We start from the raw sequence: 15,342 nt of genomic DNA on the forward strand, positions 1-15,342 counted from the left end.
CTGAAAGAGCAGGATCGTTTCAGCTCGTGTCAGACACTACCGGTCTGTCGCATGTCATTCTCAGTGCCGGAAACTCTGGCACTGTTAACTAATGCAAGGGGGAAAAATGTCTGTCGATTCCCGCCGGGATTTTTTACGTGTGATGAGCGGCATTGCTCTGACCACACCATTACTGTTATCTGCGGCTGCCCGTGGTGAAACAGTGTCCCGCATCACTCCGGAACATTTCAGATTATCCAAAAATGGCTGGGTGCCTAATAACCCGAATCTGCCGGTACTGCTTTACCGCCAGGTTTTGCCATTATCCGGCAATATTACCCAAAATTCAGAAAGCGCATTTCAGCAACATGGCTGGCCACCCCAATGGGTGGCCGGGGTGTTCGATTTTCACCATTACCACAGCACGGCACATGAAGTTCTGGGGTTTGTCGGTGGTGAAGCAAAATTGATGCTCGGTGGCCCCGGAGGGAAAACAGTGACTGTAAATGCGGGAGATGTGGCACTCCTGCCGGCCGGAACAGGTCATTGTAATCTTGGCAGTAGCGATGACTTTCTGGTTATTGGCGCTTATCCACCGGATCAGCACTGGGACATTTGTCGTTCTGCGCCCACGGCCGCGATGCAGAAAAGTATCGACACTCTGGCTTATCCGCACCAGGACCCTGTCAGTGGCCAGCCACAGCCATTAATGACGTTATGGGACAGGACATAAATAATTTTCGTTAAAAGAGGAGGTCTTTGTGACTGGATTCAAACGTTGGTTGATGGGGGGCCTGATGCTGGCCGGAGTCGTGGCCGCTCATGCAGAAACATTACCTACGATTGGTATTATCGGTGCCGGTCAGATGGGCGGTACGCTGGCAACGCTGTGGAGTAAAGCCGGCTATCCGGTTATTTTATCGTCAAGGCATCCGGACCAGCTAAAAGCTCAGGTAACCGAACTAGGCCGGCAGGCCAGTGCTGCCAGTGTGCAACAGGCAGCCGAAAAAGCCAACATTGTGGTGCTGGCTGTTCCCTACGGAGCACTGCCGTCACTGGCTAAATCAGTCGGGAGTGAACTGAAAGGAAAAGTGGTCCTCGATGTGAGTAATCCCTATCCTGGAAGAGATGGTAATGTCGCCGAACAGGCCCTCAGTAAAGGGGTAGGGCTTTACAGTGGCGGGTTATTCCCCGGGGCAAAACTGGTACGTGGCTTTAATTCAATTGCTGCCGCGACGCTCAGTTCAGAAGCTCATCGTTCAGGAGAAAAACTGGCGGTTCCGCTGGCAGGCGATGATCAACAAGCTGTGAAAGAGATATCATCGCTGGTCACTGCTGCCGGATTTGATCCGGTGGTGGTCGGTGGGCTGGACAAAGCGCGGCTGTTTCAGCCGGGCAGCTCGCTGTTCCTGAGCAGTCTGACCCGTCAGCAGTTACAACAACAGTTAAAATAGTCATAAAAATGGGGGGCCGACTGGCCCCCCAATTCTGGTGATAATTCAGCGTTCAGTGATGATTAAGCTTTGCGACGGCTACGACGTAACCGGAATGCCACCAACAACAGGATGATAATAATTACCCCAACCACCATCGCCGGAATCATGTAAGGCTGCAGCGCAACGAGTGCCGGAGGGTGCCCACCTTTACGAACCCAGGCAACATCACCTGCCTTCACTGTCACCGCAGGATTCCCGTAATTATGCAGGACATAGTTACTGATATCCGCAATCTGTTGATCGGTCAGGTTATCCACATAGGTTGGCGAACTGAAACCTGGCATCAACACCTGATGGTCTTTAGTGTTGCGTTGAACCCCAAACAGAATCGTCGCAATCAGGTTTTGTGGATGAATCATCCCGGTCGCAGTATTATGGAACAGCGAAGGATAGGCCTGATTCTTACTCCCCGCACCATCTGGCTGGTGGCAGCTGGCACAGTTTCCGCTGAATAAGGCAGCTCCGCTGGTTAATGAGTCACGGGCATTATTAGGAGCCATACCGCGAACCTGATCATCAACATTGGTGGAAGATGAACCATAGCTATAAGCCGCCTGAGTCTCACCAGGAGTACGAATGGGGGCGGTTTGCTTCAGATAAGTGGCAATTGCCTGCAAATCACTGTCTGGCAGATACTGCAGGCTGTGTTCAACGGCTTCAGCCATCCCGCCAGCTGCCTGATTTTTACCCGCCGCACGGCCGGTTTTCAGGTACTCCACGATCTCATCGTTACTCCAGCCACCAATACCACTGACTTTATCTGAAGTAATATTTGGCGCATACCAGCTCCCCAGATGAGCACCCGCCAGAGGCTGATCCGTCTGCTCATTCATCATAAAACCACGTGGTGTATGGCAGGTGTCACAGTGCGCCAGACCGTTGACCAGATAATTCCCGCGATTCCATTCGGCACTTTTCTGCGCATCTGGCTGGAATGTCTTGTTGTCAGCGTACAACAGATTCCAGAACTTCATGCTAAAACGCATATTAAACGGGAATGAGAGCCGGGTTTCGGTGTTTTGCTGAACCACCGGTTTTACGCCATGCATAAAGTAGTAATAAAGTGCATGGGCATCGCTGTCTGTCATCATCCGGTATGAGGTGTAGGGCATGGCAGGATACAACTGAGCACCATCTGCCCGGACCCCATGGCGAACTGCCTCAATAAACTGCTGTTCAGTGTATTTACCGATCCCTGTTGCCGGGTCAGGGGTAATGTTGGTGGAATAAATCGCCCCCATCGGTGAAGCAATCGCATAACCGCCACTGAACGCTGTCTTACTGCCGGGCGCAGTGTGACATGCCTGACAGTCAGAGGCGGTCGCTACCTGTTCACCCTGTTGCAGTAATGTCTGATCGATATCCGCCGCATTTGCCGCCAGTGAACCCAGACCGCCGCACAGCAGCCCCAGTAAGGTGAGTTTTATCTGCGAGAATCGTTTCATGCGAACTCCTTCATACGCAGGGAAATATCGTGTGCAGCTTTCAGACCGAGAGCAGCCATACTCAGAGTACTGTTTACCACGCTGGCAGAAGGAATTGCGCCACCGCCGGGTAACCATAAATTTTCATGGTCAAAGGTCCGGCAGTTACCATCGACTACGGCATCTTTGGCGCTTTTACCCATGATGGTTCCGCCCATAATATGGTTATTCGCGTTCAGCGCAGTGGTAATATTGAACTCTTTACCATTGAACAGAGAACCAATGTGTTGCAGTTGCTCATGGGCCGCGGTCGCGCCTTTACGTACATAATCGCCAACATCGTAATGAATGTCAGGGCATGCCAGGCCATGAGGGTCTTTACGGGTTTTGCTGAGTGTCAGGCGGTTTTCCGGATCGGGTAACGGTTCCAGACTGATGGAAAGATCGACCCCGTGAATCGAACGGTAACGGATCTCTTCGTCCAGTGCTTTCCCGACCAGACCTTTAGCCAGAGCCTGTTTGGTGGCAGGAACAACCCTCGAAATATTATTCAGGATCATTTTGTTAGCAGAATATTCGCTACGGAAAGCACCGTCACGAGGACCCACCATACAGCTACTCTGCGCAGGGCCGCGACCCAGCCAGACAGGTTCTTCGGTCAGGAAGCTACAATGGAAACCGGAGTGGTCCATCATGTTACGACCGACCATATCTGAACTGTTGGCAATCCCTGTCGGGTTTGCTTTGTTCGCTGCCTGTAACAACAGACGCGGTGTCTCAATCCCGTTACATGCCAGCGCAAAAGCCTTACCGGTCGCTTTGTGTGATGCGCCCTGATTGTCCAGCCAGTGCACCGCAGTGACACGGTTATTGTCATCAGTATCGATTTTGTAAACCACCGATTCCGCCAGAACAACCGCACCTTTGCTCTCAGCACGCTCAATATGGTGGATACCGTTATACATTGCACCAATCGGGCAGATAGGCTGGCAGTTATTGTTACCACAGCATACCGGTCGACCTTCCCACGGACGGGTACTCCGGCCCTGTGGGATTGGAACAAGATTATAGCCGTGCGGGTTAACCACGCTGGCAAAATAAGTATCGCCGTGGGCAAACGGTACCATATCCATCGGATAAGGCCGGCTACGTTCACTGGGTGACTGCATAGAGGGATCACTCGGGCCCGCGACACCAATTTCATATTCCGCTTCGCAGTACCAGGGTTCCATCTCGTCATATGAGATTGGCCAGTCACGGCCCACACCGTATTTACTTTTCATCACAAAGTCACTTGGGTGGTGACGCCAGCAGGAGGCAGCCCAGTGCCAGGTGGTGCCGCCGACAGTACGCAGGTAGCCCTGCTGAAAGCTACCTGCACTCGGGCCGGTGACATTGACATAGTTATTCGGTGGAAAATAGAGCGGGGCAGGTGCCAGTGGCGACTGCGGATATAAGCCCTGGAAATCTGAGCCAGCGCGGTTAGCAAACGGCATATTACGCCAGTTCTCTACGGCCTGAGCGCGGCTGATTCGCAACCCGGCTTCGAGTATCAGTACTGAATATCCCTGACTGACCAGTCTGTCTGCAATCAGTCCGCCAACAATACCGGAGCCCACAATAACAATATCTGCGGAGGCATCACCGCCCGCAGTAAATTCTGGTTTTTTCATCATCATCGTTCTGTTTTTAAGTGTTTATTTACAGGTTATCGATCAGTTCAGGATCGAGAGGATCGGGAACAGGTACAGTCCACCAGAGTGGACCATTGCCGCAGTAGGTCGGAACCACTAAGCCATCGCTGACGGTGGCGTACATCAACGCTTCCTTGTAGGCGACCAGGGTACCTTTGTAGTCATCGCCAATCGTGCCGGTATACCAGGCGGTTACGATTTGCTGCAGAAAATCACCCAGGCCGGCGGCCACTGCTTTGTCTTTAAAAGCGACAGCGGTATCGCCCGTTTTGTACAACTGCGCAAGCCGGGTAATTTTGCTGCTGAACTGATTGTCCCGTTTGATGAACGCGCTCAGGAAGTGAGCGGCTAACTGAGGGTTGATATGTTTGTGTTCGGTGATTGCCTGCGAAACACTGATAAAGTCCTGAGTTGTGTCGCCACCATGAACCACACTGCTGGCAAAACTTCGCAATGGCAAAGAAGCCACCAGACCACTGGCAGTTAACACCAGGGCGGATTTAATAAATCCTCTGCGACTGGAACCGGTTCCATTTTCCGGTAGATCGGTTTGACTTTGCTCAAATATTTGCTTCATTGGAAATCCACATCTGTCATTCTATTTGTGATGGAAGTCACATTCTATAATCAAAAGAAAAGAGTTTGTTAAAAAGAATTGATGTTCAGTGAGGGAAAAAGCACTTTTTGTTCTTAACCTGCGGTGGAGTGTTACAACGCGAACCCTGCTTGCCCGGGATTGCAGCGCACAGGGGGATCACACAAAGGCCTATATTGCGGCCATTTCCCGTTTAAATACCTGCAAAGTATGCGCTTTTACGCGGATAAACTCCGGGTCGCTCATGGCTTCTGCAGTGCGTGGTCGTGATAAGCCGAAAGGCACAATTTCTGCAATCCGGGTCGGACGCCGTGTCAGTAACAAAATTTCATCGGCGAGAAAAACAGCATCCTCCAGGTCATGAGAAACAATAAACATGGTGATGCCGGTAGCCATCTGCACCTGTTGTAGCTTATCTCTGATGAACAGCGTCATTTCGAAATCCAGCGCGGAAAAGGGTTCATCCAGGAACAACACTTCCGGAGAAATCGCCAGCGCGCGCATGATACATACCGTCTGCTGCTGTCCGCCGGAAAGCTCATACGGATAGCGCTGTAAATCGAAGCGAATATCAAACAGCGCTGCAAGCTCATCAACACGGGCTTTAACCTGAGCTTTGTTGTAACCATGGCGAATTAACGGATAAGCGATATTTTTCCAACTGGTCATCCATGGAAACAATGCATCGCGGTAATTCTGGAATACGTAACCGATACGGGTTTCTGCCAGTGTTTTACCATCAAACAGGACCTGACCACTATCCATCGGCATCAGGCCGGCAATCATATTCATCAGGGTTGATTTACCGCAGCCATTCGGACCGAACACCGAAATGATTTTCCCACGCGGCAGGTCCAGACTAAAGTTCTGGTACAGGGGTTGGCCGGCGAAGCTTTTACACAGTCCCCGTACCGAGACCTGCGAATCCGGTTTTGCATAATCAGGCAGACTCATGATTTACCACTCCAGTGGATAAAGCGTTTCTCGATAAGTAAGAACGCGAGGTTCAACAGATAGCCAAAAGCCCCGGTAAACAGGATAGAGGCGTACATGTCATTAATATTAAATAACTGTTGAGCATCGATAATCCGGTGACCCAGCCCGGTCTCTGAACCGATAAACATTTCAGCGACAATCACAATTACCAGCGCCATCGAGACACCGGTACGCAGACCGACAAAAGTTTGGGGCAGGCTTTCAATCAGCATCACATCCTTGAATACATGCCATGAGGAAACCCCCATCACCCGGGCGGCCATAATCCGGGTTTTACGGGCATTCATCACCCCATAGGCACTGTTAAACAAAATCACCAGTACGGCAGCAAACGCAGCAATCGCAATTTTGTTGGCATCTGTAATCCCGAAAATCAGCATAAACAAGGGGATGAGTGCTGAAGAGGGGGTGGAGCGGAAGAAATCCACCAGGAATTCAACGCTGCGATATACTTTCTCACTGCTACCGAGCATCACGCCAAGAGGCACACCGATGGCTGCGGCAATCACGAACGCCATCAGGGTCCGGTACAGTGTGGCCGCGATATCGGTATTCATGCTGCCACTGATCAATGCATGGTAAAGGTACGAAAGCGTCTCCTGTGGCGCTGGCAGTAATACAGGGTTTAACCATCGGGCACTGACTGCGGTCTGCCACAGCAGCAATAACACCACCGGGCCTATCAGCGGCAAAAAGGTTCCGGCACGAAAACGGGTCATGGCTACTCCTTATGCGCGATAGATCAGGCTGCTGACGTCCACTTTCTGGCGAAAAATCTTACGTTCCGTAAAGACATCATAGAATTTCTGGAACCATTGCAAATTATCGCCGGTAAGTTGTGGATACATTACAAAGCCGGGTAAGGGGACTTCACTGACCAGTGCCGGAGTAATACTGGTATAACCGGCGATATATTTACGCGCTTCCTCCGGGTTTTTAGTGACAAAATCAGCGGCATCTCCGTAGGCCTTGATAAACGCCTGTGCTTTAGCAGACTGTGAACTAATAAACGCCCTGGTGAGTGCGGCAGCACCACCGAACCAGGGCGCGTTTTCATCCCCCAGCACATAGCGGGAGATGACGCCGGTTTCCAGGACTTTCCCCATATGGTTGACCCGAGCCACCGTCCCGGTGGGCTCCAGGGTATAGACCCCGTCAATCTGGCCTGCGGCCAGTGACGGGGCATGTTGTCCGACCGGTAGCTCGATGATCTGTGGATTTTCAAAACCGTTTTTCTCAAGAATGATTTTCGCCATAGTGACATTCTGAATACCCGGGCCACTGGCTATTTTCTTGCCTTTAAGGTCAGCGATGCTTTTGGCGGTGCTGTTGGCCGGAATAAGGAACTCATCCAGCACCATATTCTTATTTGACGGGTTCGCGCAGATGATTTTGAACAGTCCCGGACTGGATATTTCACCCAGCCCCAGCGCACCTGTCGCGGTTCCGTTGGCACAACCATGGATTCGGCCGGTCAGCATAGATTCCACTACCTGCTGAGGGCTGGCGAATTTGACGGCCCGGACATTCAGTCCGGCCTGTTTAAAAATACCTTTTTCTATCCCTGCATACAGCGGCAAACCACCGACAATCGGCCAGTAGCCGATCAGTATTTCGTCATCCGCGGCATAGGCCCGGCTGATTCCGGCCAGCGGATTCAGTGCCAGCCCACCCAGAGCCAGACCTGACAGCTGAAGGAACCGACGGCGTTGTGCAGAATGGTTGTTGTTTTTATCCCGGGTCATAAGCATCTCCTGATAGCGAAAGTGGTATTCAAACTTGTATACCAACCACTAAGCAGAAAGCGTGCCAATCTTCAGGGATAAGGTATTACTACCATCGGAGCATCTCAGGCCAGAGGGAAGGCGGTAATCAGTGCATCATTCGGGTGCACTGATTGCCGCCGATTGTGCAGAGAGAATTCAGTCAAGATTACCGCTCAGGCGCTGGTGGAGTTCTTTGCTGCGCCCGTTAAGACCGATAATCGTGACCCTGGCATGATAACGCTGATAGCGTTGTTCAATGGCATCCAGAGCCGCCACGGTGGAAGCATCCCAGATAACGGCGGAAGAAAGATCGATGGTAACCTCGGAAGGATCATCGGCATAACTGAAATGTTCATACAGATCATTACTGCTGGCAAAAAATAGCGGCCCGTGTACCCGATAACAGACCGAACGGCCATCTTCAGACAGTTGCCGGTCAGCATAAATGACATGGCTGAGTCGACGGGCAAACCACAGTATAGCCAGCAGGACTCCGCTGACGACGCCTAACGCCAGATTGCCGGTCGCCACAGTGATGCCGACTGTAGCCAGCATGATGACTGTTTCTGATAACGGAAACCGTTTCAATGTTTGCGGGCTGATGCTGTGCCAGTTTAGTGTCTTCACTGCCACGACCATCATAATCGCGGCCAGCACAACCATCGGAATATGCGCCAGTACCCGGCTCAACACACTCACCAGTAACAACAAGACTAAACCCGCGACAAGGGTCGAAACACGACTTCTTGCTTTCCCAAGACCGACGTTGACGATGGTCTGACCAATCATGGCACATCCGGCGATTCCACCATAAAATCCGGCAAAGATGTTAGCAATACCCAGTCCGGTCGCTTCACGCAGTTTTGAAGAGGGTGTATCGGTCAGATCATCCACTACCTTGGCCGTAAGCAAGGTTTCTATCATCCCGACCAGTGCCACACTCACGGCGGTTGGCCAGATAATCTGTAGAGTGGTGATATTCAGGGGAACCAACAGCTGGGTCAGACCAGGTAAGCCGCCACTCATGGAGCCTTCATCACCGACGTTAGGTACGGAGTAACCCATTCCCCAGGTGATGGCGGTGACCAAAACAATGGCTATCAGCGGGGCAGGAACAGCAGTGAACACCCGGGGTAACAGCAACACCACCGCCAGGGTGATGGCAAAAAACACCCAGACGACAGGGGATTGTCCCCAGACATGGGGGACCTGGGCGAAAAAAATCAGTATTCCCAAAGCATTCACAAAACCGGTCATTACCGATCGTGGGATATAACGCATCATGCGGGTCATCCCTGACAGGCCGAAGATAATCTGCAGAATGCCCGCCAACACCACTGTTGGCAGAATATAGTGGATTCCGTGTTGATGAACCATCGGGCCTATGACTAACGCAACCGAACCTGCGGCAGCACTGACCATCGCAGGACGCCCCCCCAGAATACTGAGGGTCAGGCAAATCACTACCGAAGCTATCAGGCTAACCTGTGGCGCAACGCCGGAAACCACCGAAAATGAAATCACTTCAGGAATGAGAGCCAGGGCAGTGATTACCCCGGCAAGACATTCGCGGGTCATTAATGCCGGAGATCGCAATACTGAGGTGACTCCGGGTGAATGGTGGGATGTTACAGAGGCAGACGCCGGGCTATTTTCCTGATTCATAGGATTGGAAACTCATTATCGGTCACGGGTAAAGGGGTGGTTACTACCTGAAGGGGTAATCCTTGGATTATATATGATCAACCCTGTTTTCAGCCAGTTGAAACAGGGCTGTGGCGGGCCTCCCGTGTTGGGAGGCCGGGAGATTATGATTTTGTGGGCTTGCCTGAGAACAGGAAACGCAATAACGGAATACGTAAATGAATTTCATACAGCAGGAATGAGACCCCAAATACGCAGAATAAACCGACAAAGAATCCCAGAGTATCATTATGGATGTAGGGCATTAAGAACAAACCATACATCAGTGTCAACGGATGGTGCACCAGATAAATAAACAAGGAAGCATTGACCAGATACATCACGGTCGCAGAGGAATTGTTGAGAAAACGGTGACCGAGGCTGAAACATATATTTAGCATACACAGACCCATGGCCATAGAGATCAGCGCATCCAGTTCATAGAGCCAGCCATCACCGGAGCTGTATTGCTGATTCAGGTGATAGGCGATAAATACCAGTACCGCGGCGACCCAGATGGGGGGATGTGGTCGAACAAACAGTGCCTTGGCCTCCGGGTTAGTCCAGGCAATGGCACCGAGCAAAAAGAATGGCAGAAAGAACAGTGACTGCATCACTGCAATATTAAACAGGCCGTCGCCCAACAGGCCAGGGAGCTGCCACAGCAACAACCGGCGTAAGACCGCCCAGCCACACATACAGACCGCCAGCGCCAGAAAAATCCGCGGCCAGGTCATTGTCAGTGTGCTCAGACGTTGCTGGTATTTTTTGACGACAGAGAACAGCAGCAAACCTGAGGCCGTCAGCAACAAAAGGACCAGTAAAAACCACAGATGCGAAATCAGCTCCCACACCAACGTATTATAATGTTGGTAGGGAGTGAGTTGTGGCCAGTCAGTAAATTTGTCGGACAGATGCTTTAGCATAAAGAATTGCGGAAGAGTGATAAGCGGGATAGCGGCCAGAAATGGGATGCCGACGCGCTCCATCCTGACTTTCAGCCAGCGTAACGGCTGATAGCGTAAATACAGCATGTAGGAAAAATATCCGGAGATAACAAAAAATACCTGCATCCGAAAAGAGTGAATAAATTCGTTAAACAAGGTCAGCCACAGTGAATCCACCGGGCTATTGACGGTCCACTTCTGGCTTGAGTAGATCAGCGACACATGAAAAGGGACACCAAGTAACATCAGCGCGGCCCTGATAGAATCCAGAAAATACTCCCGCGGGGGTTTCGCATTAACCATAAAACTCACTCGTCAGATAAATTAGAACTTTCCGGCAGTAAGCACCGGAAAAATCATACTATAATTGTATCAGACAAGTGCCCGGGGGGCCGGGTTTCGTTCAATATTCTTAAAAAAAAGCGTTCATGGAGATCATTGAGGACAATCTGTCGCCACCGCTGTCAGAATCTCAAATAATCCATTACTATGAGCGCGATTGATTCAGGCACACGCACGCAAGGGGGAGATGTGCTTACTAAAGAACATAAAAAATCAGGGTTGATGAAAATGCACTGGGTTGGTGCTGCAGTCCTGTTTGCCATGTATGCCAATAGCAGTTGGGCATTTGATCTCAATGACGTTGCTAAACAAGCGAAATCTCTGGCGGATAAAAGCTACGACGCACCTAAAAGTAATCTGCCTTCCCAGTTCCGCGATATGAAATTTGCTGATTATCAGAAGATTCAATTCCGCCGTGACAAAGCGTACTGGGGAAAATTGCGCACGCCTTTTAAACTCGAATTCTATCATCAGGGGATGTACTTTGACCTGCCGGTAAAACTGAATGAAGTGACCGCGTCTTCGGTGCGGGAAATCAAATACAGCCCGGATTATTTTGATTTTGCTAACGTTCCTCATGATGCCGATGCGGTCAAAAATCTGGGTTTTGCCGGATTTAAAGTGCTTTACCCGTTGAACAACAAAAATAAACTGGATGAAATCACCAGTTTCCTGGGAGCCAGCTATTTCCGTGTCATCGGGGCCGGCCAGGTTTATGGTCTGTCGGCGCGTGGCCTGGCTATAGATACCGCCTTGCCTTCGGGTGAAGAGTTCCCGAGATTCAAAGAGTTCTGGATTGAGCGTCCAAAACCTCAGGACAAGCAGTTGGTTATCTATGCATTGCTGGACTCCCCACGGGCCACCGGGGCATACCGGTTTGTGTTGCACCCGGGCAAAGAGACTACCGTGGATGTTCAGTCCAAAATCTTCCTGCGGGATAATGTAGGCAAACTGGGTATTGCTCCGCTGACCAGTATGTTCCTGTTTGGGGCGAATCAGCCTTCTCCGAACATTAATTACCGTAACGAACTGCATGATTCTGATGGTTTATCCATCCATAACGGTAACGGCGAGTGGATCTGGCGTCCTCTGAATAATCCGAAACGTCTGGCCGTCAGCATTTATACGCTGGAAAATCCGAAAGGTTTTGGTCTGTTGCAGAGAAACCGTGACTTTAGTCATTATCAGGATCTGGATGACCGTTATGATCTGCGCCCAAGTGGCTGGGTTGAACCTCAGGGTGACTGGGGGAAAGGCCACGTAGAGCTGGTTGAGATTCCGACGAACGATGAAACCAACGATAATATCGTGGCTTTTTGGTCGCCGGAGAAAATGCCGCAACCTGGTAAAGAGACCGATTTTAACTACCGTTTGCACTTTACCCGCAACGAATCTGAGCTTCATTCACCGGATGTTGCCTGGGTACAGGATACGTTGCGTTCAGCAGGGGATGTTAAGCAGTCGAATCTGGTTCGCCAGCCGGATGGTTCTATCGCATTTGTGATTGATTTTAAAGGCACTGCGATGAGCAAACTCCCGGAAGATACTCAGGTATCACCTCAGGTGAGTATCGGAGATAACGGCGATGTGGTTGAACAAAATGTCCGTTATAACCCGGTCACTAAAGGCTGGCGTCTGGTCCTGCGGGTTAAAGTGAAAGACCCGAAAAAGACTACCGAAATGCGCGCTGCGTTAGTGAGTGGCGATAAAACGTTGACGGAAACCTGGAGCTATCAGTTACCAGCCAATGAATAAATCAACTTTTACTCCCGAAAAATATGCCGAAGCTCTGCCGCTGTCAGCGACGGAGCAGGCACACCTGCGATCATCCGCCCAGGGCAGTTTCGCGGATTTTCAGCAGCAACTTGGTCATGACAACGCCGCCAGTGAGCGCGAAGATGATGCACCGCTGAAGTCGGTCTCCGCCCGGGTTCAGATGGCCTGGCCGGACTCTGTCGATGAGGGGCATCAGTTCGGTAAAGATGATTTGGACCGAACGACCCTGAAAGCGACTCCTCCGGTGAAGCGGGCCGGGATGTATCCTGATCCCTGGGAAACCAACCCGATTACCCGGATGTGGGGAGCGATGCGTGGACGGGCGAAAAAGCATGTCCATCATGATCAGGCCAGCATTGATGAGCGGATTGCCGAAGAGAAATGGCGTAATGTCGGGACTGTCCGTCGCTACATTCTGCTGCTTCTGACGATGATTCAGACGGTGATTGCAACCTGGTACATGAAAACTATTCTGCCTTACCAGGGCTGGGGGATGATTGATTCCTCTGATCTGCTGAGCCAGAGCTGGGAACAGACGGTGCTGCAGTTACTGCCCTATGTACTGCAAACCGGGATACTGATTCTGTTTGCTATCCTGTTCTGCTGGGTTTCGGCTGGTTTCTGGACCGCGCTGATGGGCTTTTTACAGCTGATGATTGGCCGGGATAAGTACAGTATTTCTTATTCCACCACCGGCGATGAACCCCTCAATCCGGAGCATCGCACGGCGCTGATCATGCCTATCTGTAATGAAGACGTCGAACGAGTATTTGCCGGGTTGCGTGCGACCTGGGAATCGGTGGTCCGTACCGGTAATAGTGAGCATTTCGACGTCTACATACTGAGTGACAGTTATGATGCGGATATTGCGATTGCGGAGCAGAAAGCCTGGATGGAACTGGTCCGTGATGTCGGCGGGGCAGGTAAGATCTTCTACCGTCGCCGTCGCCGCCGCGTAAAACGTAAAAGCGGCAACATCGACGACTTTTGCCGTCGCTGGGGCAGCGCGTACAGCTATATGGTAGTACTGGATGCCGATAGTGTGATGAGTGGAGAATGTCTGACAGGACTGGTTCGTATGATGGAAGCGAATCCTAATGCCGGTATCATCCAGTCTGCACCTAAAGCGTCAGGTATGGATACCCTGTATGCACGCTGTCAGCAGTTTGCCACCCGTGTGTATGGCCCGTTATTTACCGCAGGCCTGCATTTCTGGCAACTGGGAGAGTCACACTACTGGGGCCATAACGCCATTATTCGTGTGAAGCCATTTATCGAGCACTGTGCGCTGGCCCCTTTACCTGGTGAAGGGTCATTTGCCGGCTCTATTTTGTCACACGACTTTGTAGAAGCAGCACTGATGCGTCGTGCCGGTTGGGGGGTGTGGATCGCGTATGATTTGCCGGGTTCCTATGAGGAATTGCCGCCCAATCTGCTGGATGAACTGAAACGTGACCGTCGCTGGTGTCATGGTAACCTGATGAATTTCCGGTTGTTTTGGTTAAGGGAATGCATCCGGTTCACCGCGCCGTGTTCCTGACCGGGGTGATGTCATATCTGTCTGCGCCGTTGTGGTTTATGTTCCTGGCGTTGTCCACCGCCTTGCAGGTGGTCCACACACTGATTGAGCCGCAATACTTCCTGCAACCGAGACAGCTATTCCCGGTATGGCCACAATGGCGGCCTGAACTGGCGATTGCTTTGTTCTCAACCACTCTGGTGTTGCTGTTCCTGCCAAAACTGTTAAGTATTATTCTTATCTGGTTTAAAGGCTCGAAAGCTTATGGTGGTCCGGTGCGATTGTTTATCTCTCTGATGCTGGAAATGCTGTTTTCAGTGTTGCTGGCGCCGGTACGAATGTTGTTTCATACCGTGTTCGTGGTCAGCGCCTTTCTGGGCTGGGAAGCGGTCTGGAACTCACCACAACGCGATGATGATGCTACCCCCTGGCGAGAAGCTTTTGCCCGTCATGGTTCGCAGATGGCTCTGGGCATTATCTGGGCATGGGGAATGGGTTATCTGGACCTGAATTTCCTGTGGTGGCTGGCACCCATTGTCTTCTCGCTGATTTTATCGCCGTTTGTTTCGGTAATTTCGAGCCGGGCTTCGATCGGCCTGAAAACTCAGCGTGCCAAACTGTTCCTGATTCCGGAAGAGTATGATCCGCCGAAAGAACTGGTCGATACCGATGCTTATCTGCAACTTAACCGTGGCAGAGCACTGGACAATGGCTTTATGCATGCCTTGTTTAACCCGGCATTTAATGCGCTGGCCACCGCAATGGCGACTTCCCGTCATAAGCAAAGCCAGTTATTGGATCATGCCAGAGACCGCAGGGTCGATCAGGCACTCAGCGATGCACCGGAAAAACTGAACCGTGATCAACGGTTAGGCATTATCAGTGATCCGGTGGTTCTTGCCCGGGTGCATAGTCGGTTATGGGAGTCAGGTGAGAAATATCACCAGTGGCTCAGCAGCTATCAGAAAGATACGCTCAACCCGGCAGCGTTACCTCATCCGTAACGCTAAGACAGAACGGCCCCTGGCGACCTGTCAGGGGTTTTTTTTATCTTCAGGAAGGCGAATTAACACAATACTGGTATAAAACAGACCATTCCTTATCGGAAAGGCTGTTAAAACCGGG

The 15,342-nt window shown here is 51.3% G+C and carries 11 protein-coding genes and 1 pseudogene; 4 read left to right on the top strand and 8 right to left on the bottom strand.

Features of this window, described 5'->3' with window-relative positions; genetic code table 11:
- Window positions 1-106 precede the first annotated feature (106 nt).
- Together HA49_RS02085 and HA49_RS02090 are read left to right on the top strand one after the other, a co-directional pair.
- Window positions 107-712, top strand: a complete 606-nt coding sequence (locus tag HA49_RS02085) for a cupin (protein WP_038020398.1) — start codon at window positions 107-109, stop codon at window positions 710-712.
- Window positions 713-740: 28 nt separating this feature from the next.
- A complete protein-coding gene (locus HA49_RS02090) occupies window positions 741-1,433 on the top strand; it encodes an NADPH-dependent F420 reductase (protein WP_245610139.1) in 693 nt (230 codons plus the stop codon).
- A 62-nt stretch (window positions 1,434-1,495) separates the two neighbouring features.
- Here the strand turns inward: HA49_RS02090 and HA49_RS02095 are convergent, their stop codons facing one another.
- From HA49_RS02095 to mdoC, 8 genes are all read right to left on the bottom strand, one after another.
- Complete coding sequence (locus HA49_RS02095) at window positions 1,496-2,920, bottom strand: cytochrome c (protein ID WP_038019980.1); 1,425 nt, start codon at window positions 2,918-2,920, stop codon at window positions 1,496-1,498.
- Window positions 2,917-4,572 (bottom strand): GMC family oxidoreductase, encoded by a 1,656-nt coding sequence (locus tag HA49_RS02100; RefSeq protein ID WP_038019982.1) that lies wholly within the window; start codon window positions 4,570-4,572, stop codon window positions 2,917-2,919. The genes HA49_RS02095 and HA49_RS02100 overlap by 4 nt, the downstream gene beginning before the upstream one ends.
- 28 nt (window positions 4,573-4,600) lie before the next feature.
- Entirely contained in the window at window positions 4,601-5,170 is a 570-nt protein-coding gene (locus HA49_RS02105; RefSeq protein ID WP_038019984.1) for a sugar dehydrogenase complex small subunit, read from the bottom strand.
- Window positions 5,171-5,359: 189 nt separating this feature from the next.
- Complete coding sequence (locus HA49_RS02110) at window positions 5,360-6,142, bottom strand: ABC transporter ATP-binding protein (RefSeq protein ID WP_038019986.1); 783 nt, start codon at window positions 6,140-6,142, stop codon at window positions 5,360-5,362.
- Window positions 6,139-6,903 (bottom strand): ABC transporter permease, encoded by a 765-nt coding sequence (locus tag HA49_RS02115; protein ID WP_038019987.1) that lies wholly within the window; start codon window positions 6,901-6,903, stop codon window positions 6,139-6,141. Before HA49_RS02115 ends, HA49_RS02110 begins: the two co-directional genes overlap by 4 nt.
- Window positions 6,904-6,912: 9 nt before the next feature.
- Window positions 6,913-7,929 carry an ABC transporter substrate-binding protein gene (locus HA49_RS02120; protein ID WP_038019990.1) on the bottom strand — a complete coding sequence of 339 codons (1,017 nt, stop codon included), beginning with the start codon at window positions 7,927-7,929 and terminating at the stop codon, window positions 6,913-6,915.
- 177 nt (window positions 7,930-8,106) lie between these two features.
- The gene (locus tag HA49_RS02125) at window positions 8,107-9,615 is read right to left on the bottom strand and encodes a SulP family inorganic anion transporter (protein WP_038019993.1); all 1,509 of its coding nucleotides are present in this window, start codon (window positions 9,613-9,615) and stop codon (window positions 8,107-8,109) included.
- A 143-nt stretch (window positions 9,616-9,758) separates the two neighbouring features.
- The gene (mdoC, locus tag HA49_RS02130; RefSeq protein ID WP_038019995.1) at window positions 9,759-10,883 is read right to left on the bottom strand and encodes a glucans biosynthesis protein MdoC; all 1,125 of its coding nucleotides are present in this window, start codon (window positions 10,881-10,883) and stop codon (window positions 9,759-9,761) included.
- A 258-nt stretch (window positions 10,884-11,141) separates the two neighbouring features.
- On the opposite strand from mdoC, the gene HA49_RS02135 reads away from it, so the two are divergent.
- Entirely contained in the window at window positions 11,142-12,677 is a 1,536-nt protein-coding gene (locus HA49_RS02135) for a glucan biosynthesis protein G (RefSeq protein WP_211259039.1), read from the top strand.
- Window positions 12,670-15,221: pseudogene (gene mdoH, locus HA49_RS02140) on the top strand (glucans biosynthesis glucosyltransferase MdoH). The gene HA49_RS02135 and the pseudogene mdoH overlap by 8 nt, the downstream one beginning before the upstream one ends.
- The last annotated feature ends 121 nt before the right edge of the window (window positions 15,222-15,342 follow it).

Source organism: Tatumella morbirosei (assembly GCF_000757425.2).
Classification (GTDB): domain Bacteria; phylum Pseudomonadota; class Gammaproteobacteria; order Enterobacterales; family Enterobacteriaceae; genus Tatumella; species Tatumella morbirosei.

Excerpts from the sequence above, each read along its gene's own strand:
- HA49_RS02085 (WP_038020398.1), top strand. The coding sequence starts at position 107 with ATGTCTGTCGATTCCCGCCGGGATTTTTTACGTGTGATGAGCGGCATT.
- HA49_RS02105 (WP_038019984.1), bottom strand. The coding sequence starts at position 5,170 with ATGAAGCAAATATTTGAGCAAAGTCAAACCGATCTACCGGAAAATGGA.
- HA49_RS02110 (WP_038019986.1), bottom strand. The coding sequence starts at position 6,142 with ATGAGTCTGCCTGATTATGCAAAACCGGATTCGCAGGTCTCGGTACGG.
- HA49_RS02095 (WP_038019980.1), bottom strand. The coding sequence starts at position 2,920 with ATGAAACGATTCTCGCAGATAAAACTCACCTTACTGGGGCTGCTGTGC.
- mdoC (WP_038019995.1), bottom strand. The coding sequence starts at position 10,883 with ATGGTTAATGCGAAACCCCCGCGGGAGTATTTTCTGGATTCTATCAGG.
- HA49_RS02120 (WP_038019990.1), bottom strand. The coding sequence starts at position 7,929 with ATGACCCGGGATAAAAACAACAACCATTCTGCACAACGCCGTCGGTTC.
- HA49_RS02115 (WP_038019987.1), bottom strand. The coding sequence starts at position 6,903 with ATGACCCGTTTTCGTGCCGGAACCTTTTTGCCGCTGATAGGCCCGGTG.
- HA49_RS02100 (WP_038019982.1), bottom strand. The coding sequence starts at position 4,572 with ATGAAAAAACCAGAATTTACTGCGGGCGGTGATGCCTCCGCAGATATT.
- HA49_RS02125 (WP_038019993.1), bottom strand. The coding sequence starts at position 9,615 with ATGAATCAGGAAAATAGCCCGGCGTCTGCCTCTGTAACATCCCACCAT.